Annotated in this window: 19 protein-coding genes and 1 rRNA gene; 12 read left to right on the forward strand and 8 right to left on the reverse strand. The window is 68.7% G+C overall.

Annotation, left to right across the window (positions count from 1 at the left end):
- The first annotated feature begins 147 nt into the window (after positions 1-147).
- A 5S ribosomal RNA gene (rrf, locus tag LQD00_RS16315) occupies positions 148-264 on the forward strand.
- A gap of 147 nt (positions 265-411) precedes the next feature.
- Here the strand turns inward: rrf and LQD00_RS16320 are convergent.
- Entirely contained in the window at positions 412-1,278 is an 867-nt protein-coding gene (locus tag LQD00_RS16320) for a universal stress protein (RefSeq protein WP_232718202.1), read from the reverse strand.
- A gap of 145 nt (positions 1,279-1,423) precedes the next feature.
- Between LQD00_RS16320 and glsA the strand changes: the two genes are divergently transcribed.
- Together glsA and nucS are read left to right on the forward strand one after the other, a co-directional pair.
- Positions 1,424-2,857, forward strand: coding sequence for a glutaminase A (glsA, locus tag LQD00_RS16325; protein ID WP_232718203.1), 1,434 nt, complete (start codon positions 1,424-1,426; stop codon positions 2,855-2,857).
- A gap of 249 nt (positions 2,858-3,106) precedes the next feature.
- The gene (gene nucS, locus LQD00_RS16330; RefSeq protein WP_006359593.1) at positions 3,107-3,790 is read left to right on the forward strand and encodes an endonuclease NucS; all 684 of its coding nucleotides are present in this window, start codon (positions 3,107-3,109) and stop codon (positions 3,788-3,790) included.
- 70 nt (positions 3,791-3,860) lie between these two features.
- Here the strand turns inward: nucS and LQD00_RS16335 are convergent, their stop codons facing one another.
- Both LQD00_RS16335 and mce read right to left on the reverse strand, forming a co-directional pair.
- Positions 3,861-4,814, reverse strand: coding sequence for a coiled-coil domain-containing protein (locus tag LQD00_RS16335; RefSeq protein ID WP_232718204.1), 954 nt, complete (start codon positions 4,812-4,814; stop codon positions 3,861-3,863).
- 227 nt (positions 4,815-5,041) lie between these two features.
- The gene (mce, locus tag LQD00_RS16340) at positions 5,042-5,524 is read right to left on the reverse strand and encodes a methylmalonyl-CoA epimerase (protein ID WP_232718205.1); all 483 of its coding nucleotides are present in this window, start codon (positions 5,522-5,524) and stop codon (positions 5,042-5,044) included.
- 85 nt (positions 5,525-5,609) lie between these two features.
- On the opposite strand from mce, the gene LQD00_RS16345 reads away from it, so the two are divergent.
- The 5 genes from LQD00_RS16345 to LQD00_RS16365 all read left to right on the forward strand — a co-directional run bounded on the left by LQD00_RS16345 (position 5,610) and on the right by LQD00_RS16365 (position 9,888).
- Positions 5,610-6,812 carry an acetyl-CoA C-acetyltransferase gene (locus LQD00_RS16345; RefSeq protein WP_232718206.1) on the forward strand — a complete coding sequence of 401 codons (1,203 nt, stop codon included), beginning with the start codon at positions 5,610-5,612 and terminating at the stop codon, positions 6,810-6,812.
- A 70-nt stretch (positions 6,813-6,882) separates the two neighbouring features.
- A complete protein-coding gene (locus LQD00_RS16350) occupies positions 6,883-7,278 on the forward strand; it encodes a DUF3817 domain-containing protein (RefSeq protein ID WP_232718207.1) in 396 nt (131 codons plus the stop codon).
- 28 nt (positions 7,279-7,306) lie between these two features.
- Entirely contained in the window at positions 7,307-7,621 is a 315-nt protein-coding gene (locus tag LQD00_RS16355; protein ID WP_232718208.1) for a thiamine-binding protein, read from the forward strand.
- Positions 7,622-8,875: an MFS transporter gene (locus LQD00_RS16360; protein WP_232718209.1), complete on the forward strand. Its 1,254-nt coding sequence runs from the start codon at positions 7,622-7,624 to the stop codon at positions 8,873-8,875.
- 59 nt (positions 8,876-8,934) lie between these two features.
- On the forward strand, positions 8,935-9,888 hold the full coding sequence (locus LQD00_RS16365) for a tetratricopeptide repeat protein (protein WP_232718218.1): 954 nt from the start codon (positions 8,935-8,937) through the stop codon (positions 9,886-9,888).
- A 70-nt stretch (positions 9,889-9,958) separates the two neighbouring features.
- On the opposite strand, the gene glgB is transcribed toward LQD00_RS16365, so the two are convergent.
- The 5 genes from glgB to LQD00_RS16390 form a co-directional block, all read right to left on the reverse strand.
- Entirely contained in the window at positions 9,959-12,235 is a 2,277-nt protein-coding gene (gene glgB, locus LQD00_RS16370) for a 1,4-alpha-glucan branching protein GlgB (RefSeq protein WP_232718210.1), read from the reverse strand.
- 1 nt (position 12,236) lies between these two features.
- The gene (locus LQD00_RS16375) at positions 12,237-14,237 is read right to left on the reverse strand and encodes a maltotransferase domain-containing protein (RefSeq protein ID WP_232718211.1); all 2,001 of its coding nucleotides are present in this window, start codon (positions 14,235-14,237) and stop codon (positions 12,237-12,239) included.
- 151 nt (positions 14,238-14,388) lie between these two features.
- Complete coding sequence (locus LQD00_RS16380; RefSeq protein WP_232718212.1) at positions 14,389-16,497, reverse strand: ATP-dependent DNA helicase; 2,109 nt, start codon at positions 16,495-16,497, stop codon at positions 14,389-14,391.
- An 87-nt stretch (positions 16,498-16,584) separates the two neighbouring features.
- Positions 16,585-17,196, reverse strand: a complete 612-nt coding sequence (locus LQD00_RS16385) for an isochorismatase family protein (protein WP_232718213.1) — start codon at positions 17,194-17,196, stop codon at positions 16,585-16,587.
- A gap of 34 nt (positions 17,197-17,230) precedes the next feature.
- Positions 17,231-18,538: a nicotinate phosphoribosyltransferase gene (locus tag LQD00_RS16390; protein ID WP_232718214.1), complete on the reverse strand. Its 1,308-nt coding sequence runs from the start codon at positions 18,536-18,538 to the stop codon at positions 17,231-17,233.
- A 21-nt stretch (positions 18,539-18,559) separates the two neighbouring features.
- On the opposite strand from LQD00_RS16390, the gene clpS reads away from it, so the two are divergent.
- The 4 genes from clpS to LQD00_RS16410 all read left to right on the forward strand — a co-directional run.
- Positions 18,560-18,883, forward strand: coding sequence for an ATP-dependent Clp protease adapter ClpS (clpS, locus tag LQD00_RS16395; RefSeq protein ID WP_040536833.1), 324 nt, complete (start codon positions 18,560-18,562; stop codon positions 18,881-18,883).
- A gap of 77 nt (positions 18,884-18,960) precedes the next feature.
- Positions 18,961-19,536, forward strand: a complete 576-nt coding sequence (gene aosR / locus LQD00_RS16400; protein WP_232718215.1) for an oxidative stress transcriptional regulator AosR — start codon at positions 18,961-18,963, stop codon at positions 19,534-19,536.
- A 16-nt stretch (positions 19,537-19,552) separates the two neighbouring features.
- Positions 19,553-20,662, forward strand: coding sequence for a P1 family peptidase (locus LQD00_RS16405; RefSeq protein WP_232718216.1), 1,110 nt, complete (start codon positions 19,553-19,555; stop codon positions 20,660-20,662).
- A 159-nt stretch (positions 20,663-20,821) separates the two neighbouring features.
- On the forward strand, positions 20,822-21,184 hold a 363-nt coding region (locus tag LQD00_RS16410), incomplete at its 3' end, for a Mov34/MPN/PAD-1 family protein (RefSeq protein WP_232718217.1).

The raw sequence follows: 21,184 nt of genomic DNA on the forward strand, positions 1-21,184 counted from the left end.
GGTGACTGGTACTAATCGGCCGAGGACTTACCAACAACACCCACACACCACAGAACAACTTTTTCTGGTGTGTTCGCATCCACTATGACACTTCTGAAACAACACACAAACAAACAAATGACCTGTTTGTTGGTTGTTTTATAGAGTTACGGCGGCCATAGCGGAGGGGAAACGCCCGGCCCCATTCCGAACCCGGAAGCTAAGCCCTCCAGCGCCAATGGTACTGCACCTTAATCAGTGTGGGAGAGTAGGACACCGCCGAACACAACATCCCATTGTGGCCCTACACGACATCAGTTCGTGTAGGGCCACAATGCATTCCACCGAACCCCCGGCCGGCGAGGATGTAGAAAAAACTGCGCTAATAGCGCGCATTACTTCTACGAAATCCCGGCGCCGGTGGCGGCAGGATCAGTCGGTGCCCTTGGGTACCACGATCATCGGTACCGAAACCGCGCGGAGAATCTTCGCGGCGGTGGAGCCCAGGAACAGCGTGTTCGGGGCGGCCAGCCGGCTCGAACCGACCATCACCACATCGCCGTCGTGCCACTCGAGCGCCTCGACCGCTTCCTCGATCGTGGAACCCTGTGCGACCGTCGAGGTAACCGGAAAGTTCTCCGGCAGTTGGGTTCTTGCCTCATCGAGAGCCCGTTGGGCATGCGCGCGAGCAGATTCGATCGCGGTGTCCTCGGGGACGTTCCGCCAGGGCTGCATGTCGTCGATCGCGAGAATGGACACCAGCCGGATCGGCCGATGGGCTCGGATGCCACTGCGGATGGCGGTCTCGAACAGCAGGGGCGCACCCGGACGGTCGCCGATGGTCACGGTGATCTCCCGGACCTCGTCGGCGCCGAGATGCGCGAAACCGGGCGGTGCGACCGCCACCGGGATGGGCGACGAATGCAGGATGTCGTTGACGACCGTTCCGAGCGTGTGCCGACCGCTGATCCCTCCGCCGGCGCCGCCGATGACGAGGATGTCGGAACTGGTGCGTCGGGCCTCGATGATGAGGCCCTCGGCCGGGTTGGCGTGCTCAGCGATGGTTGTCGTGGTCTCGATGTCGTCGGGTAGACGGGCGGCCGCCTCGTCGAGCCAGCGTCGTGCCGCGCTGTCGAGGGCGTCGGAGAGTCTCTCCACGGCGTCGTCGGCCCCGGCTGGTTCGGGCGGGATGACGATGCAGATCTCGAGTTCGGCGTCGAAGGTGCGTGCCAGGCACGCACCCAGGGCCACCGCGTCCTCGCCGCCTGAGGTGGCGATGTATGCGACGAGCAGCTTCATCGGTGCTCCCAACTGTCTCCTCGGGGCGAACTCACTGCGCCCCAGCCTAGTCACGTCTGTGCCGGATTCCCGGCTGTTGTGTGCCTCGTCGCGTCGTCCGCCGCGTCGGCTATCCGATCAGCGCTGGACACGCTTAGATTGGGCCATGGAATCCCTTGTCGACGGCTACCTCCGCCACATCATGGACGACGTTCGTGACGACCTGTCCGGCCACGTCGCCGACTACATCCCCGAACTGGCCGTCGTGGACCCCGAGGGTTACGGGCTGTCGATGTGTGTGCATGACGGCTACACGTACTCGCACGGGGATTCCGCCACGACTTTCACCATCCAGTCGGTGTCGAAACCCCTGACGTACGCGATGGCCCTACGAAAGCACGGGGTCGCCGTGGTGGACGCCAAGATCGGCGTCGAGCCGTCGGGTGAGGCCTTCAACGAGATCAGCGTCGACGATCGCCGGCGCCCCAAGAACCCGATGATCAACGCCGGAGCCATCTTCGCGGCGTCCATGCTGCTCCCGGCGAGTCGTGACGTGACCGCTGCCGACATCGAGTCGGCCTTCGCCGAGATCCTCGACTTCTACTCGGGTTGTGCGGGTCGTCGTCTCTCGATGGACGAGGAGGTCTATGCCTCCGAGTCGGCCACCGGCTCGCGGAACCGCGCGATCGCGTACATGCTCGACAGCTTCGGTGCGCTGGACACCGATCCGGATGCGGCCATCGACCTCTACTACCGTCAGTGCTCGATCCGGGTGACGACCGACGATCTCGCCGGCATCGGCGCGACCATCGCCAACGGCGGCCTCAACCCGCGTACCGGCCGTCTGGTGTTCACCCACGAGATCGCCCAGCGACTGCTCAGCGTGATGACCACCTGCGGCATGTACGACGGGGCGGGGGACTGGGTCACCTCGGTCGGGCTGCCCGCCAAGAGTGGCGTGGGCGGCGGCATCCTCGCCGTGTTGCCGGGGCAGCTGGGAATCGGGGTGTACTCGCCGCGACTCGACGAGCACGGCAACAGCGTCCGCGGCGTCGAGACGTGCCAGCACCTGTCGAAGGACCTCGGCCTCCACATGTTCAACGTCACCCGCGAGAGCCGGGTGACCATCCGTACGGTCTACGACCTGACCGACACCCCGGTGAGCTCGGAGTGGAGCGAACGCGAGCGCAGCTATCTGCGCACCTGCCGCGACCGGATCCGCGTCTACGAGTTGCAGGGCGACCTGACCTTCGCCGGGGCCGAGAGCGTTCACCGGCGGCTCGTGGCCGACATGGACGACTTCACCGTGGTGATCGTCGAGATCTCACGACTCGGTGTCATCGACGCGGTCGCGCGCACCATGGTGCTCAGCATCAAACGACTGCTCGCCGACAGTGGTCGTCGTGCAGCGCTCGTCGATCCCGACGGCGTCGTTCGGGCCAGTGTGGAACGGCAGCGCGAGGAGTGGATCACTCCGAATCCCGATGCGCCGGTCGACCTCAAGGGCTTCGATCCGACCCTTCCGCACGTCCACACGACGATGGAGGATGCGGTCATCGACGCGGAGACCTTCATGCTCAAGCACTACTACGACCAATGACCCTTCGAGACGCGTCCTCCGCAGGCTCCGGTCGCTCCTCAGGGGGCGGTAGGGGGCGTCCTCCGCAGGCTCCGGTCGCTCCTCAGGGGGCGGTAGGGGGCGTCCTCCGCAGGCTCCGGTCGCTCCTCAGGGGGCGGTAGGGGGGCGTCCTCCGCAGGCTCCGGACGCTCCTCAGGGCCCGTCGCGGGATCTCGGGGACACCGGCGCGGGGGCGTGAGGACGGTGTAGCCGATGCCCTAGGGTGGGCTCGTGCGTCTCGTCATCGCGGAGTGTCAGGTCGATTACGTCGGGCGGTTGACCGCCCATCTGCCCATGGCCAAGCGTCTGCTGCTGGTCAAGTCCGACGGGTCGGTGAGCGTGCACGCCGACGACCGCGCCTACAAGCCGCTGAACTGGATGAGCCCGCCGTGCTGGCTCACCGAGGCCGCCGTACCCGAGGGCACCGAGGCGGAGGCCTACTGGGTCGTTACCAACAAGGCCGGCGAAGAACTGCGGATCACCATCGCGTCGATCGAGCACGACTCACAGCATGAACTCGGCATCGACCCGGGTCTGGTCAAGGACGGCGTCGAGGCGCATCTGCAAGAACTGCTCGCCGAACACGTGGAGACCCTCGGGCCCGGCCACACCCTCATCCGCCGCGAGTACATGACGGCGATCGGACCGGTCGACCTGCTCTGCCGCGACGCCACGGGCGCCACGGTGGCCGTGGAGATCAAACGACGCGGCGAGATCGACGGCGTCGAGCAGCTCACCCGCTACCTGGAACTGCTCAACCGCGACACCACACTGGCCCCGGTGGCCGGTGTCTTCGCCGCGCAGCAGATCAAGCCACAGGCGCGAACCCTCGCCGAAGACCGTGGAATCCGTTGCGTCGTACTGGATTACGAAGCCCTTCGCGGTGCGGAGAGCACGGAGTTCCGGCTCTTCTGAGCCGACCTGGGAGCTTCCGGCCGGGAATCACCGACTGACGACTGCGGGCCCCTGACCCGCGGAACGCCGCTCAGGCGTTGGCGCGGGCCTCCGGAGACAGCTTGCGATTGAGCAGCTCGAGATCGTCGGTGTCGGAGAGCACCTCGTACTCGGAGTCCTCCGGCTGCGCCAGCAACTCGGGCAGTTCGGCGAGCTTGTCGCGGAGCTGACCCAGGTTGGCCGCGATCTCCTGGCGCGCGCGGTCGGCCGCCTGCGCCATATCGCGCGACCGGTTGAGGCGTTCGCCGGCGATGTCGAGCGCGGTCTGCCTGATGTGGTTGGCCTCGTCGAGTGCGCGCTCTCGCTGGTCGGCGAGTTCGGCATCGTGACGTTCGCGTTCGGCGGCGCGTTCGCGTTCGCTGACGGCCTCGAGCTCGGCGACCTCGGCCTTCGCCTTCTCGACGATGCGGCGGGCCTCGTCGTTGGCCGCCTTCATCGTCTTGGTGTGCTCGGCCTCCATCGCCGCGGTGCGCTCGGCGATGAGGCGTGCCGACTCGGACTCGTTGGCCGCGGCGGTCTCCTTGACCTGGCGGGCGCGGGCCGAGGCCTCGTCGACGAGCTTCTTCGCCGCCGCCTGCGCCTTGCTGCGGATCCGCTCGGCCTCGGAGGCCGCCTCGGAGCGCATGTCGGCGGCTTCCTGGCGTGCGATCGACAGAGTCTCGGCGGCTTCGGCGGATGCCTCGGCGCGCATCTCCGAGGCCTCGTCGGAGGCGAGTTGGAGCATGCGTGAGAGGCGCTCACTCATCCCCTGAGCGGTGGTGGGCGGCACCGAGAGTTTGTCGATCTCGCGCCGGAGTTCGGCGATCTCGTCGCGCGCCTCTTCGAGATGGGAGGCGAGCTCGTGGGCGTTGGCGGTGGCGGCGTCGCGATCGGCGGCGAGAACCCGCAACTCGGCATCGAGTCGCTGGAGATGGTCGGCGACCTGCTCACGGTCATAACCGCGCATCACGATCGCGAAGGGCAATTGCCGTGCGGGACCTGGCATGCGGGCCAGTGTATCCGAGACGCCCGGACGTCGAAGCCCGGTCGGAGTCGGGCGGGGTGCGGTGTCGGCCTTGTCGGCGACGGTGTCTTCGGTAACGGCGCGTGGACTACCGCTCGGGTGTCCACGCGCCGCCAGCGGGGTTCGTCACAGCGTGCGGGCCGAGCCCGAACCGGGAGGATTTCGTCAGCGGCCGAACGGGTTTGGGCCGAGGTGGAGCGGGGAGACGATCAGTGCGCTGCGTCGGCGGCCGGCTCGACGAGCTCGAGAAGGACGCCGCCCGCATCCTTGGGATGGACGAAGTTGATGCGCGAGTTCGCGGTGCCCCGCTTGGCGGCGGGGTAGAGGACGCGGACGCCGGCCTCGGTGAGGCGGGCCATGACGGCGTCGACGTCGGTCACGCGCACCGCGAGCTGCTGCAGTCCGGGTCCGTTGCGACCGATGAACTTCGCGATCGTCGACTCCTCGTTCAGCGGGGCGAGGAGCTGGATGACGGCGCCCCCGCCGGCGGGGCCGACCATGGCCTCCTCGACACCCTGCTCGGCGTTGGTCTCCTGGTGGAGCGTCTCGAAGCCGAGGTGTGTCGCATACCACTCTTTGGCAGCGTCCAGGTCCGGAACGGCGATACCGACGTGGTCGATCGCGACGACGAGGTCGGAGATCAGCGCGGTCGCGCCGGGGGAAGTGCTGGGGTCAGATGCAGAGGTGCTCATGTCACAACGGTAGCGTTGAGGGGTAGAGCGCACAGAGCGGGCGCTCGGTAGCCCCTCGCACGACCACCCCCGGAGGTTCCTTTCCATGTCCTCGACTGCTGACAACACGACGGTCATCGTCGCCGGCGCACGTACTCCTTTCGGCCGTCTCCTGGGCTCGCTGAAGGACTTCAGCGGCGTCGACCTGGGGGCGGTGGCGATCCAGGGCGCCCTGGAGAAGTCCGGGGTACCGGCCTCGGAGGTCCAGTACGTGATCATGGGCCAGGTGCTGACCGCGGGGGCAGGTCAGATGCCGGCTCGTCAGGCCGCGATCAAGGCCGGTATAGGCTGGGACGTCCCGACCCTGACCATCAACAAGATGTGCCTCTCGGGCATCGACGCCATCGCGCTCGCCGACCAGCTCATCCGCGCCGGTGAGTTCGACGTCGTCGTCGCCGGCGGCCAGGAGTCGATGACCCAGGCCCCGCACCTGCTGCCGAACAGCCGCGGCGGATTCAAGTACGGCAACACCGAGCTCGTCGACCACATGGCGTTCGACGGACTGCACGACGCCTTCACCGATCAGCCGATGGGGGCTCTCACCGAGCAGGGCAACGACAAGGACGGCTTCACCCGCGAACAGCAGGACGAGTTCGCCGCCCGCAGCCACCAGCTCGCCGCCGCCGCCTGGAAGAACGGCGTGTTCGACGACGAGGTCGTGCCGGTGTCGATCCCGCAGCGCAAGGGTGACCCGATCCAGTTCGCCGAGGACGAGGGCATCCGCGCCAACACCACCGCCGAGTCGCTGTCGGGTCTGCGCCCCGCGTTCCGCAAGGACGGCACCATCACCGCCGGCAACTCCTCGCAGATCTCCGACGGTGCCGCCGCGGTCGTCGTGATGTCCAAGGCCAAGGCGGAGGAGCTGGGCGTGACTTGGCTCGCCGAGATCGGTGCCCATGGCGTCGTCGCGGGTCCCGACTCCAGCCTGCAGGCGCAGCCGGCCAACGCGATCGCCAAGGCCTGTGCCCGTGAGGGCATCGCCCCCGCCGACCTCGACCTCATCGAGATCAACGAAGCGTTCGCCGCGGTCGGCCTGGCCTCGGCCCAGCAGCTCGGCGTCGACGAGGAGAAGATCAACGTCAACGGTGGCGCGATCGCGGTCGGACACCCGATCGGCACCTCCGGCGCCCGCATCACCCTGCATCTCGCCCTCGAGCTGCAGCGTCGCGGCGGCGGCGTCGGTGCGGCCGCACTGTGCGGTGCCGGCGGCCAGGGCGACGCCCTGATCGTCCGTGTCCCGAAGGCCTGACACATCCGCTGAAGGAGACTTCTACGACACTTTGTCGTAGAAGGCTCCTCCGGCAGGCACAATGGGGAACATGCTGTCTTTCTTCGACCTGAGCACGCCCGCCAAGCGTTTCCGCCTCGTCGCCGTCGCGGAGGCGATCACCTGGGCGTGGCTGATCGTCGGGATGGTCCTCAAGCGCGTCAACGACGACCCCGAGGCCATCGCACTTCCCGGCGCGACCCACGGTGCCGTCTTCGTGATCTTCGTGATCGTCGCCCTGATCACCGCGTACCAGCTCAAGTGGAACGCCGTGAAGTGGGAGATCCCGCTCGGCGGGCGTCGCATCGGCATCCCGATCGTGACCCTGCTGGCCCTCGTCTCGAGCATCCCGCCCTTCGGCACGATCGTCTTCGAGTGGTGGGTCAAGCGCAACGGCCACCTCGCCGAGCTGTCGGCTGACCCAGCGCCGCGGCAGGCCCCCGCCTGATCCGACCGCCTGATCCGGAGGTAGTCCAGTGATCGTCGCATTCAGCCTCACGCCCTCGGGCGGAACCGCCGTCGACGACGACGGCGGGATGAGTGCGGCGGTCGCGGCCGCCGTCGAGGTGGTCCGTGCCTCCGGGGTCCCGCATCAGACCACGTCGATGTTCACCTACCTCGAGGGCGACTGGGACGAGGTGATGGCGGTCGTCAAAGCCGCCATCGATGCCGTCGCCGCGCATGCGCCGCGGGTGGGTCTGGTGCTCAAGGCCGACATCCGTCCCGGGCACACCGGCGAACTGACGGGGAAGGTCGAGCGGGTGGAGCGTCACCTGGGTTCGGGCTCCTGAGTGCAGGTGCACCTCGCGACCGAACTCCGCCGCTCCCGGCGGGCGGTCGCCACGGTCTTCGCGCTCAACGGTTTCCTCGCCGCCATGTGGGTGGCACACATCCCCGTCATCAGCGAACGCACCGACGTCGGACACGACGAACTGGGCGGTCTGCTGCTGCTTCTCGGCGGTTCCGCGTTCGTCGGGATGCAGGTGTGCGGACCCCTCATCGACCGTTGGGGTTCCAAGCCCTTGACCGTCGGCGGCGCCCTGCTCCTGTCGGGTGTCATCATCACGCCGGTCCTGGCGGTGGACACGTTCACGCTCGGCGCCGCCCTCGCCGCGTTCGGCTTCGCGAACGGGTGCCTCGACGTCTCGATGAACGCCCAGGCGGTCGCGGTCGAACGTGCCTACCGCCGACCGATCATGTCGTCGTTCCACGGGTTCTTCTCGGCGGGCAGCCTCGTCGGTTCCGGCGTGGTCGCCGCGACGCTGTGGGCTGATGTCGGGGTCGTGCCGACCGTCGCGTGTGCGGCGATCGCGGGTTTCGTGGTGGTCGCCGCGGTGGCGCGTCACCTCGCCGGGCACGACCGGACACCCGCGGCGAGCCCCTCCTCGAACACTTCGTCGGACTCCGGCACCGGGGCGTGGTGGCATGGCATCGACCGGCGTCGGCTAGTTCTCCTGGCGGTCGTCGCCTTCGGCTTGATGCTCGCCGAGGGCACCGCCTACGACTGGAGCGCCCTGCACATCGTCGAGAGCCACGGGACCAGCGAGGCGATCGGTGCGATCGCCTTCGGTGCCTTCAGCGCGACCATGACCATCGCGAGATTCGTCATCGACCCGGTGGTGGCCGCGGTGGGTGCGGTCCGTGTGCTCCGGGTCGGCGCACTCGTCGGCATGGCCGGTATGACGATGGCGATCGTCTCCCCGGTACCCGCACTCGCCGTCGCCGGATGGGCGGTCTTCGGACTGGGACTGGCCGGCCTCATCCCGCAGATCTTCACCGCCGCAGGCAACCTCACCGATTCCGCGGGTGGCCGGACGATCTCGATCGTCGTCGGTTGCGGGTATCTCGGCATGCTCGCCGGTCCGGCCGTCGTCGGGTTCATCAGCAGCCGAACGAGTCTCGACACCGGACTGCTCGCCGCTCTGGCCGCACTGTTGCTCGCCGTGTTCTTCGCCGGTGTCGTCCGTCCGCGTGAACGACCGGTGTCCGCGCTGGGCGAACCTCGGTCGTCGAGCCCGGGGGGTCGTGCCACACTAGAGGAGTGACGCGACCAACCAATCGTCAGCAGGCCGCCGCGGCGGCCCGTCAGCAGGCTGCTGCCGCCATGGCCATGACCGGTGCCGTCGATCTCGGCGGAATCAAGGAACGGGCCGAAGCCCAACGCGCTCAGTCGCAGCGGGCCCAGGCCACCCAGCGCGCGCAGGCGCAACCGGATCAGAGTCCGGGCCCCGGCACGCCGCCCCCTACCGCGCCCCCGGCTGCGGCCGGTGCGAGCGTCATCGACGTCACCGAGGAGACCTTCGAGGCCGAGGTCCTCAACCGGTCGATGCAACAGCTCGTCGTCGTCGACCTCTGGGCCGAATGGTGCGGGCCGTGCAAGCAGCTCTCGCCGGTTCTCGAGCGTCTCGCCGCCGAGTCCGGGGGCCGCTGGGTGCTCGCCAAGGTCGACGTCGACGCCAATCCCCGTATCTCGCAGGCCTTCCGGGTGCAGTCGATCCCGATGGTCGTCGCGATCGTGCAGGGACAGCCGGTCACCGCGTTCAACGGGGTCCGATCCGAGGCCGAGATCATCGCGTGGATCGAGGAGATCTTCGCCCAGGTCGGCAATGCGCTGCCGGACGCCCCCACCGGTGCGGCGCCCGAGCCCGAGCAGACCGATCCGCGCATGCTCGCCGCCGAGGAGAAGCTCAACGACGGCGACTTCGACGGAGCGCTGGCTGCCTACCGCGCCGTCGCGGAGGCCGAACCCGAGAACGTCGAAGCGGTGTCGGCGGCGCGGAACCTCGAGTTCATCCTGCGCGCGCAGGCGCACGACCCGAGCATCGTCGAGACCGCATCACCGCGCGACCTCGACGCCCAGCTGGCGGCCGCGGACGTCCTGCTGTTGTCGCAGCAGCCCGAGGCGGCCTTCGACCGCATCATCGACGTGGTCCGCGTGACCAACGGCGAGGAGCGCACCCGCGCTCGGACGCGGTTGCTCGAGCTGTTCGAGCTTTTCGATCCGGCGGAGCCATTCGTGGTTTCCGCTCGACGGAAGCTGGCCAGCGCGCTCTACTGACCGCAGACCCACCCCTTTTCGCCAAACCCAGCACCCTTTGTGGTGCTGGGTTTGTCCATAAGTGGTGGTTTTACGAGCGGCGGGGTGCCAGCCAGATGGCGGAGTTGGCCGGCAGCATGACCCGGGCCGAGGTGGGGCGGCCGTGGTACGACGGTCCGTCGGCGGTCACCGCTCCCAGGTTGCCGCGGCCGGCGCCGCTGTAGGCGTCGGCGTCGGTGTTGAGGATCTCCTCCCACACCCCGCTCTGCGGCAGCCCGACCTGGTAGTCGACGCGGTCCGAGCCGGAGAAGTTGAAGATGCAGGCGACGACCGACCCATCTTCCCCGAACCGAAGGAAGCTGATCACGTTGTTCGCGGTGTCGTTGGCGTCGATCCACTCGTAGCCGAGGGGCGTGATGTCCTGGGTGTAGAGAGCAGGAGATGTCCGGTAGATCCGGTTCAGGTCGGTGACCAGCGCCGAGATCCCGGAATGCAGTTCGCCCTCCCAACCCTCGAGCTGATGCCAGTCGAGGCTGCGGTTGTCGGCCCACTCGCCGACCTGCCCGAACTCCTGGCCCATGAACAGCAGCTGCTTGCCGGGATGCGACCACATGTAGGCGAGGTAGACGCGTGCGCCGGCGGCCTTGGTGAAGGAGTCGCCGGGCATCCGCGTCCAGAGCGTGCCCTTGCCGTGGACGACCTCGTCGTGCGACAGCGGCAGCACGAAGTTCTCGCTCCACGCGTACATCAGCGAGAAGGTGATCTCGTGGTGATGGAAGCTGCGGTGGATCTGGTCCCGCGACAGGTAGTCGAGGCTGTCGTGCATCCAGCCCATGTTCCATTTGAAGCTGAAACCGAGGCCGCCGAGATCGGTCATCCGGGTGACGCCCGGCCAGGCGGTGGATTCCTCGGCGACGGTGATGACGCCGGGGAAGTGCTTGTGGACCGTCGCGTTGGTCTCTTGCAGGAACTGTACCGCCTCGAGGTTCTCGCGGCCGCCGTGGATGTTGGGCCGCCACTGTCCGTCGGGGCGTGAGTAGTCCAGGTAGAGCATCGACGCGACGGCGTCGACGCGCAGTCCGTCGATGTGGAACTCGCTGAACCAGAACAGCGCGTTGGCGACGAGGAAGTTGCGGACCTCGTGACGGCCGAAGTCGAAGACGTAGGTGCCCCAGTCGAGTTGCTCGCCGCGCATCGGGTCGGCGTGCTCGTAGAGCGGGGTGCCGTCGAAGCGGGCCAGTGCCCATTCGTCCTTCGGGAAATGTGCCGGCACCCAGTCGACGAGCACCGCGATGCCACGCGAATGCAGGTGGTCGACGAGATAGCGGAAGTCGTCGGGGGTTCCGAACCGGGCCGTCGGCGCGTAGTACGACGTCACCTGGTATCCCCAGGAACCACCGAAGGGATGCTCGGCCACCGGGAGGAACTCGACGTGCGTGAAGCCCTTCTCGACGACGTAGTCGGCGAGCTGATGGGCGAGTTCGCGGTAACCCAGGCCCTCACGCCACGACGCCAGGTGCACCTCGTAGACGCTCATCGGCTCGCGTTCGGGCGAGGAGGCCTCCCGACGCGCGATCCAGGCATCGTCGGACCACACGTACTGCGACTGCGTGACGACTGACGCGGTCGACGGCGGGGGTGTGGTCCGGTAGGCCATCGGATCGGCCTTGTCGCGGATCACGCCATCTGCGCCGTGCACCCGGAACTTGTAGAGCGCGCCGTCGCCGACGTCGGGGACGAACACCTCCCAGACGCCGCTGACCCCGACCTTGCGCATGGGTGCCACGCGGCCGGTCCACCGGTCGAAGTCCCCGATGACGGCGACACCGTGCGCGTTGGGTGCCCAGACCGAGAACGCGGTGCCGGTGACCTCGCCGTCGGCGGTCGTGTACGAGACGATGCGGGCCCCGAGGGCCTCCCACAGCGCCTCGTGTCGGCCCTCGCTGAACAGGTGGATGTCGATGTCGCCGAGGCTCGGCAGGAATCGGTAGCCGTCGGCGACCACGAACTCGGCGGTGCCGCCGGAACCGTCGGGGTAGACGACCCGATAGCGGTAGTCCATCAGGTCGGCGATCGGGACGGTGACGACCCACAGGTCGTCGGTCTGGCGGGTCATCGGGTGATCGACGCCGCCGATGACCGCGGACACCGACAGCGCGTCGGGTCGCAGGGTGCGCAGGATCGTGGTTCCGCCCGGTGCGTCGTGCGCCCCGAGGAACGCGTGCGGCTCCGGATGGGTCAGCGCGTCGAGGCGGCGCAGGTCGTGATCGTTCGCCTTCGGGTCCGGAAGGGAACCTGCGGCGTCGGCGCCTGCGGGCGGCTCCGGGGCGGTGGGGGACTCGGGATCCTGACGATCGGTCACGGGCACCTCACTGGATTCGGTAGGCGAGTCGCGCGGCGGCGGCGGGATCGAGCGGCGGCAGGGCAAGGATGTGGGCGACCGCGCGCCACGGCTCGAGCCGGACGTAGTTGTCCTGCCCCCACCAGTACTCCTCCCCGGACACCTCGTCGCGGACCGAGAAGTGGTCGTACCACTCGAATCCGAGTTTGGGCAGATCGAGCCACACGGTCGATTCCTCGGCGGCGTACGGGTTGAGATTGATGACCACCACGACGCGGTCGCCGGTCACCGGATCGACCTTCGAGTAGGCGATGAGCGACGGGTTGTCGACGTGGTGGAAGTGGATGTTCCGCAGCTGCTGCAGGGCGGGGTGCCGGCGGCGGATCTCGTTGAGCGAGGTGATCCACGGTTCCAGCGACTCACCGCGGCTCGTCGCCGCCTTGTAGTCGCGCGGGCGCAGCTCGTACTTCTCGGAGTCCAGGTATTCCTCGCTGCCCTCGGCGACCGCGACGTGCTCGTAGAGTTCGTAGCCGCTGTAGACACCCCAGGTCGGGGCGAGGGTCGCGGCCAGGGCGGCGCGCAGCGCGAACATGCCCGGGCCGCCGTGCTGCAGGCTCTCGTGGAGGATGTCCGGGGTGTTGACGAACAGGTTGGGGCGCGCCTCGTCGGCGTGCTCGGCCAGCTCACGACCGAACTGCTCGAGTTCCCACTTCTCCGTCTTCCAGGTGAAGTACGTGTAGGACTGGGTGAACCCGAGACGGGCGAGCCCGTACAGGCGCGCCGGCCGGGTGAACGACTCGGACAGGAACAGCACGTCCGGGTTCCGCTTCTTGACCTCGCTGATCAGCCACTCCCAGAAGTTCGGCGGCTTGGTGTGCGGGTTGTCGACGCGGAAGATGTTGACGCCCAGGCCGACCCAGTGCAGGACCACCTTCAGCACCGCGCGGTAGATGCCGTTGCGGTCGTCGTCGAAGTTGAGCGGGTAGATGTCCTGGTACTTCTTCGGCGGGTTCTCCGCGTAGGCGATCGTGCCGTCGGGCTGGATGAAGAACCAGTCGGGGTGTTCGGTCGCCCAGGGGTGGTCGGGTGCGCACTGCAGGGCGAGGTCGAGGGCGACCTCGAGGCCCAGTTCCCGGGCGCGCCCGACGAAGTACTCGAAGTCCTCCTCGGACCCGAGCTGAGGGTGGATCGCGTCGTGGCCGCCGTCTCTCGACCCGATGGCCCATGGCGAGCCGACGTCGTCCGGCCCGGCGACGAGCGTGTTGTTGCGGCCCTTGCGGTTGACCTCGCCGATGGGATGGATCGGCGGGAGGTAGACGACGTCGAAGCCCATCCCGGCGATGCGAGAGAGGTCTTCGGCGGCGGTGAGGAAGGTGCCGTGCACCGGGTTGCCCTCGCCGTCCCAGCCGCCGGTGGAGCGGGGGAAGAACTCGTACCAGGACCCGAAGAGAGCGCGTGTGCGGTCGACCCACACGCGGTAGGTGCGGCTCTTGGTGACCAGCTCGCGGACCGGGTTGTCGTGGAGCAGTTCGACGACCTCCTCGGAGATCGCCAGGCTCACCCGGTTCTCGACCCGGCGGCGTCGGGCGCGGAGCAGACGTACGGCGTCGAGCAGGAGTTCGCGGTTCTCGTCGACGATGTCCTCGGCGGCGCGCTCGAGGATGCGGGCGCCGATCTCGAGGTCGTTGGCCAGGTCTGCGGCGCCCTGACCGGCGTCGAGTTTCTTGGTGACCGCCGACCGCCAGGTGGTGTACGGGTCGCTCCAGGCCTCGATGCGGTACGACCAGAACCCGACAGCGTCGGGGACGAACGCGGCGTTGAACGTGTCCGGTTCGGGCGCCGGCGTCATGCGGATGTCGAGGGTTCCGCGCTGCGGTGCCTCGATGTGCACGGTGACGCCGATCGCGTCGTGACCTTCGCGCCATGCAGTGGCGCTGACCGGGAAGAACTCTCCCACAACGGCTTTCGCGGGCTGTTGCCCTGCGGAGACGAGGGGTGCGATGTCATCGATACCCATGCGCCCGATCACTCGAAGCCTCCTCTCGTCAGCTCCTGCGACTGGCCAGGGTGCGTTGTCGGTCTCGCCTGCGTTGGTATCACCGCTACCCAACCTAGTGCCCCGCGTAGCCGATTGTCTTGTCGTACGCGGTCCTCGTGTCGGGTGGCTCCTCGCGGGCCGATCAGCCCACCGGGCGTGGTGCCGCGGTGAGTCGGCTGAGCGCCGAGCGGACGACCGCGGGGTCGGTGGTCCGCCACATCGGCGGCAGCGAGGCGAGTAGATAACCCCCGTAACCCGCCGTGGCCAGGCGGGAGTCGAGCACCGCGACGACGCCGCGGTCGTCGACCGAACGCAGCAATCGGCCCGCACCCTGCGCGAGCAGCAGCGCCGCATGGTTGGCCGCGACGGACAGGAAGCCGTTGCCGCCCCGGGCGTCGACCGCGCGTTGCCGGGCGGTCAGCAGGGGATCGTCGGGGCGGGGGAACGGGATGCGGTCGATGAGCACCAGGCTCAGCGAGGGGCCGGGCACGTCGACGCCCTGCCACAGCGACAGCGTGCCGAACAGGCACGTCTCGGGGTCCTCGGCGAAGCGTTTGACCAGCGTCGAGGTGGTGTCGTCGCCCTGGCACAGCACCGGGTACTCACAGCGCTCGCGGATGGCCTCGGCCGCCTCGCGGGCGGCGCGCATCGACGAGAAGAGTCCCAGCGTGCGACCCCCGGCGGCGTCGACGAGCTGGGCGATCTCGTCCATCGTGCGTGGCGCGATGCCCGAACGGTCGGGACGGGGCAGGTGTCGGGCGACATAGAGGATCGACGACTTCGGGTAGTCGAAGGGGGAGCCGGCGTCGAGGCCCGTCCAGCGCGCCGAACCCGTGTCGGAGGGCACCGCCTTGCCGCTGGCGGTGATGTTGCGCGAGGCCGCCGGATCGGTGGTCGGGTCGTCGCCCGGCTCGTCGGCGGCGGGACGATCGGTGCCGCGTCCGGAGGCGGGCAGGCCCCATGTCGCGGCCAGGGCGTCGAAGGAGCCGCCGATCGTCAGGGTCGCTGAGGTCAGGACGACCGTCGAGTTGGAGAACAGCGACGCCCGCAGGAGGCCGCCGACCGACAGCGGCGCGATGTGCAGCACCGGCCGGGGTTCGGCACCCCGCCGGGAGGTGTCGAGGCCGACCCACACGACGTCACGCCGTTTGGACTCGTCGGGTTCGTCGAAGGCGCCGAGGACGCGCACGACCGTGTCGTGCATGTCCTCGAGCGAGGTGAGGGCCGCCGAGCGCGCGGCGGCCGCGCCGTCGTCGCCGACTCCGGGTGCGCGCGCCGGCCCGATCGCGGTCCGGGTCTGCCACAGCCGGTCACGCAACATCACCAGCACGGAGGTTGCGTCGGAAGGCAGCTGCGTCCACTGCGTCTTCGGGGCGGTCTCCAGGAGCTCGCCGAGTTGCTCACCGGCGCCGAGGAGCGCGTCGGCCGTCTCCTCGTCGACGAGTTTGCCCACGCGCCGGGAGACGAGTGCGATCGAGGACGTGGACAGTTCGTCGGTGGCCACCGAGGTCATCCGGTCCACGAGTTCGTGGGCCTCGTCGATGATCACGACGTCGTGTTCGGGGAGCACGTTCGCCGGGCTCGTCGCATTGATGGCCAGCAATGCGTGATTGGTGACCACCACGTCGACCTTGCCGGACTGTCGACGGGCCTGCTCGGCGAAGCAATCCTCGCCGTACGAACAGTTGGCGGCGCCGAGGCACTCGCGCGCGGACACGCTGACCTGGCGCCAGGCACGGTCGGCGACACCGGGGACGAGGTCGTCGCGGTCGCCGGTCTCGGTGTCGCTGCTCCATTCGCGCAACCGGGTGACCTCGCGTCCGGTGCGGGACAGTTCGAACGGATCGAACAACTCGGTGTCCGGCTCGTCGGCTGTTCCCGAGTGGATCTTGTTGAGGCACAGATAGTTTCCGCGGCCCTTGAGGATCGCGAAGGTCGGCTTGCGGCCGATCGGCTTGGCGAGGGCCCCGGCGAGACGGGGGAGGTCGCGTTCGATCAGCTGCCGCTGCAACGCGATGGTCGCCGTCGACACCACGACGGTCCGGCCGGTCTCCACGGCGTGCCGGATCGCCGGTACTAGATACGCGAGCGACTTTCCGGTACCCGTGCCGGCCTGCACGGCGAGATGCTCGCCGGTGTCGATGGCGTGTGCGACGGCGGAGGCCATCGCGACCTGACCGTCGCGTCGACGGCCGCCGAGCGCGGAGACCGCGGTGTCGAGCAGTTCGGTCACCGGGGGAGTGTTCGGCATGTGGTGTTCCGGGGTCCTCGTTCGAGATGGGCGAGCTGGGTGTGTGGTTTCAGACGGATCCGCGGCCTCTGCGGTTCCCTCGGGGGACTAACCCGTGCCGTACGAGCCGTCGTAGAGCAGATCGCCCACGAGTTCGACCCCGGCCTCACGCATGCTCGACAGCGCGTCGGACGTGGTCTCCGTACCCACACCCGCGGTGAAGTTGAGCAGCACCCGGGTCGTGAAGCCCGCCTTCACCGCGTCGAGTGCGGTGGCGAGGACGCAGTGATCGGTGGTCAGGCCTGCGATGTCGATCGACGACATCTTGTGGTCGCGCAGCCATTGCTCGAGGGTGGTCCCGTCCTCGGTGACCCCCTCGAAACCGGAGTACGCGGCGTCGTACTCGCCTTTGGAGAAGACCTCTTGCGCTGCGGCGGAATCGAATTCGGGGTGGAATGCGACGCCGTCGGTGCCGACCACGCAATGCGGCGGCCAGGTGTCGACATAGTCGGGCTCGTCGGAGAAGTGCGCGCCCGGATCGATGTGGTGGTCGCGCGTCGCGACGACGGTCCGGTACTCGTCGAGGATCTTGGTGATCGCCCGGGCGACGGCGGCACCGCCGTTGACCGCGAGGGAGCCGCCCTCACAGAAGTCGTTCTGGACGTCGACGACGACCAACGCGTCGGCCGGCTTGGTGCCGTCGCTGCGTTCGCTGCTCATCAGGTACTCCCTGGCGGATCGAAGGGTGTGCTCGTCAGCCGAGCTGGTAGCGGGTCGGCACCGCCGGGTCTCCGTGCGAGAGGCCGAGGCCCTCCCACGGCAGACTCACCAGCCCTGCCGCGAGGTGGGCACGCGCGTCGGTCAGCGACGGCAGCGATGCCACCGGCTCCCCGCCGCGGACCAGCGGGATCTGCAGATCCCGGAGGTGGAGACCACCCTCGGTCTCGGGGCGCGGCCCGTCGGCTCGGTAGACGATCTCCTCCACGATGGTCCCACTGCCCCGTGCGGCCCGCACGGCCGCCTTGGCCCCGCCGCGCGATTCCTTGTGGCTCGACCGCTTGGCGACGGGCAGTCCGTCCACCTCGACGAGCTTGTAGACCATGCCGGCGGTCGGTGCGCCGCTGCCGGTGACCAGTGCGGTTCCGACCCCGTAGCTGTCCACCGGCTCGGCGCGCAGTGAGGCGATCGCATACTCGTCGAGGTCGCCGGACACCACGATCTTGGTGTTCGTCGCGCCGAGGTCGTCGAGCTGCGTGCGCACCTGACGCGCGAGCACGCCGAGATCGCCGGAGTCGATGCGCACCGCGCCGAGCTCGGGGCCGGCGACCTCGATCGCGTTCCGCACGCCCCGGGTGATGTCGTAGGTGTCGACCAGCAGAGTGGTGTCGATGCCGAGCGCCTCGATCTGTGCGGCGAAGGCGGCTTTCTCGTCGGGGCCGTCGGGCCCGGTGAAGCCGAGGGTGAAGGCATGGGCGGCGGTGCCCGCGCTGGGCACCCCGAACCGTCGATTCGCCTCGAGGTTCGACGTCGCGGCGACACCGGCGAGGTAGGCGGCGCGGGCGCTGGCGACGGCGGCGCGCTCGTGCGTGCGCCGGGAGCCCATCTCGATGATCGGGCGGGACCCGGCTGCACTCACCATTCGGGCAGCGGCCGAGGCGATGGCGCTGTCGTGGTTGAGGATCGACAGGATCAGCGTCTCGAGGAGGACCGCCTCGGCGAAGGACGCCCGGACGGTGAGGATCGGGGAACCCGGGAAGTAGAGCTCACCCTCGCGGTAGCCGTCGATGTCGCCGGAGAAGCGGTAGTCGCGCAACCACGCGACGGTCTCGGCGTCGAGGAACTGCTCCACGACGGCGATCTCCTCGTCGCCGAAACGGAACTCGGCGAGCTCGGCGAGGACACGTCCGGTACCCGCGACGACGCCGTACCGACGACCGTCGGGAAGCCGGCGGGCGAACACCTCGAACACGCATGGCCGGTGCGCGACCGGGTGTCGGAGAGCCGCCGCGACCATGGTCAGTTCGTACTGGTCGGTCAGCAGCGCGGTGTTGTCGATGCTCACTATCGCGTTACCCTTGTCCTCATGGCGCCTGACGAAACTCGTGCGCACGAGGCTACCCCCGGCGGTACCGCGGTTGCCGAACCCGCAGTGGCCGACGGCGCGGCGGATCTCGACAAACCCTGGATGACCGTCGTGTGGGACGACCCCGTCAATCTGATGCGGTACGTGACCTTCGTCTTCCAGAAGATCTTCGGCTACTCGGAGTCGCACGCCAATCAGCTCATGATGCAGGTGCACACCGAAGGCAAGGCCGTCGTCTCCAGCGGCGATCGGGACAAGGTCGAGGGAGACGTGCGCAAACTGCACGCGGCCGGCCTGTGGGCCACCATGCAGCGCGATTCATGACCGGGCCCGAGATGTTGCGGCTCGGGTTCGGACCGTCCTCGTACCGGGATGACCCGACGGTGGGGGGACACTGAGGCGTGCGCACCTGGAAACGCAAAGGCCGCGGCGAGGCGATCCGGATCGTCTCCCAGCTCGACTCGCACGAGGCCGAGTTGCTCGCGTCGCTGGTCTCGTCGATGTGTGAGCTCCTCACCGAACGTGCCGACACCGCGCCGAGTGATGCGCTGTCGGAGGTCACCGGCATCCGCGTCGGCCACTCCGATGCGCCGGACGATGCCACCCTCGGTCGTCTGCTGCCGGACTTCCACCGGCCGGATCAGGACGAGGAACTCTCCGCGGAAGTGGTCAACGGCCGGCTCAACTCGGCGCTGCGGAGCGTGAACGAGCCGAAGATCATCGACGCCAAACTCGGTGCGGCACAAACGCTTCTCGGCACGCTTCCGGACGGGGGCGGCGACCTCGCGCTCACCGTCGACGAGGCGACCGCCTGGCTCACCGCGCTCAACGACGTCCGTCTCGCGCTCGGGGCGATGCTCGGCATCTCCGAGGACACCCCGGATCGGTTGCCGCCCGACCATCCGCACGCCGCCCATCTCGACGTCTACCACTGGCTGACCGTGATGCAGGATCTGCTCGTCGAAGCGGTGATGTGACCTACAGTTCTCCGGTGTGACCACCATCGGACGACCCGCCCGCCCGGGGGACCGCATCACCGACGTCGCCGGGATCACCGTCGGGCACCGGCACCGTGTCGACACCGACGCCGCGGTCGCCGGAACCGCCGACGCACCTGACGGCCACGGCTGGGCCACCGGCACAACAGTCGTCAGGATCTCGGGGCCGGGCGCGATCGCGGCGGTCGACGTGCGCGGCGGAGGCCCGGGCACCCGGGAGACCGACCTGCTCGATCCGTCGAACACCGTGCAGACCGCGCACGCCATCGTGCTCAGCGGCGGCAGCGCCTATGGCCTCGCGGCGGCCGACGGTGCGATGCGCGCGCTCGAGGCCGAGGGCGTCGGACTGCCCATGGACACCAGGGGACACGTGGTGCCCATCGTCCCGGCGGCGGTCATCTTCGATCTGCCGGTCGGCGCGTGGGATCACCGGCCCGACGCCGACTTCGGAGCCGAGGCCGTCCGTGCGGCCGCGGTCGACTTCGCCGTCGGCAGTGTCGGGGCCGGCGCCGGTGCGCGTGCCGGTGCACTCAAGGGTGGCGTCGGCACCGCGTCGGTGAGGATCGAGAGCGGTCCGGCAGCCGGCATCACCGTCGGTGCGCTGATGGTCGCCAACCCGGTCGGCGCGGTCATCGACCCGAAGACCGGGCTGCCGTGGGACCTCGGCGAGGACGAACTGGCCGAACTGGGCCTGAGAAGTCCCGAGGCCGCCGACATCGCGTACCTGACCGAGCTCGCGGAGAAACACACCGTTCTGAACACGACGATCGGGGTCGTCGCCACCGATGCCGCGCTCGATGCGGCGATGACCCGCCGCATCGCCATGGCCGGACACGACGGTCTCGGCCGGGCCATCCGCCCGGCCCACTCGCCGCTCGACGGTGACACCATCTTCGCCGTCGCAACCGGCGCGGTGCGACCGGAGCCGAGCGACCCGGCGACCGCCTCGCCGCCCGGGATGCACGCGGACGCGGCGATCATCGCCGAGGTGTCCCGATGTGCGGCCGATGTCGTCCAGCGGGCGATCGTGAATGCTGTGCTGGCCGCCGAGTCGGTGGCCTCGATACCGACATACGCCCAAGCCGCGCCGTCGGCGTTCGCCTGAATCGCGGGCCCCGGCCTGCCCCTCGGTGACGCCGGTCATAACCACATCAGGAATAGCCGTTCGCGGTCCGGCGTTCCCTCTCGGGACATGCGCGACGACCGGTCGCCGATCCGACGTGTCCGTACAGGCCACGCGTCTGCGAAGGAGAACGGGACAGCGATGCTGAAGATCGATCAGGAACTCGTCGACGCGATGGTCGCGCACGCCCGCGCCGATCATCCCGACGAGGCGTGCGGCGTGATCGCCGGGCCGGAGGGTTCCGACGACCCGCAGCGGTTCATCCCGATGATCAACGCCGAACGGTCGCCCACGTTCTACCGGTTCGATTCCGCCGAGCAGCTGTCCGTGTGGCGCGAGATGGATCGCCGCGACGAGGAACCGGTGGTGATCTACCACTCGCACACCGCGACCGAGGCCTACCCGAGCCGCACCGACATCTCCTACGCCGGCGAGCCCGGCGCCCACTATGTGCTGGTGTCCACCCGGGACCCGGAGACCGCCGAGATCCGTAGCGTCCTCGTC

This window comes from Gordonia metallireducens, assembly GCF_021245825.1.
Taxonomy (GTDB): Bacteria; Actinomycetota; Actinomycetes; order Mycobacteriales; family Mycobacteriaceae; genus Gordonia; species Gordonia namibiensis.

Bases quoted from the DNA above. Each gene is read 5' to 3' on its own strand.
- LQD00_RS16320 (WP_232718202.1), bottom strand. From the start codon at position 1,278: ATGAAGCTGCTCGTCGCATACATCGCCACCTCAGGCGGCGAGGACGCG.
- glsA (WP_232718203.1), top strand. From the start codon at position 1,424: ATGGAATCCCTTGTCGACGGCTACCTCCGCCACATCATGGACGACGTT.
- LQD00_RS16335 (WP_232718204.1), bottom strand. From the start codon at position 4,814: ATGCCAGGTCCCGCACGGCAATTGCCCTTCGCGATCGTGATGCGCGGT.
- mce (WP_232718205.1), bottom strand. From the start codon at position 5,524: ATGAGCACCTCTGCATCTGACCCCAGCACTTCCCCCGGCGCGACCGCG.
- LQD00_RS16345 (WP_232718206.1), top strand. From the start codon at position 5,610: ATGTCCTCGACTGCTGACAACACGACGGTCATCGTCGCCGGCGCACGT.
- LQD00_RS16350 (WP_232718207.1), top strand. From the start codon at position 6,883: ATGCTGTCTTTCTTCGACCTGAGCACGCCCGCCAAGCGTTTCCGCCTC.
- LQD00_RS16365 (WP_232718218.1), top strand. From the start codon at position 8,935: ATGGCCATGACCGGTGCCGTCGATCTCGGCGGAATCAAGGAACGGGCC.
- LQD00_RS16380 (WP_232718212.1), bottom strand. From the start codon at position 16,497: ATGCCGAACACTCCCCCGGTGACCGAACTGCTCGACACCGCGGTCTCC.
- LQD00_RS16385 (WP_232718213.1), bottom strand. From the start codon at position 17,196: ATGAGCAGCGAACGCAGCGACGGCACCAAGCCGGCCGACGCGTTGGTC.
- clpS (WP_040536833.1), top strand. From the start codon at position 18,560: ATGGCGCCTGACGAAACTCGTGCGCACGAGGCTACCCCCGGCGGTACC.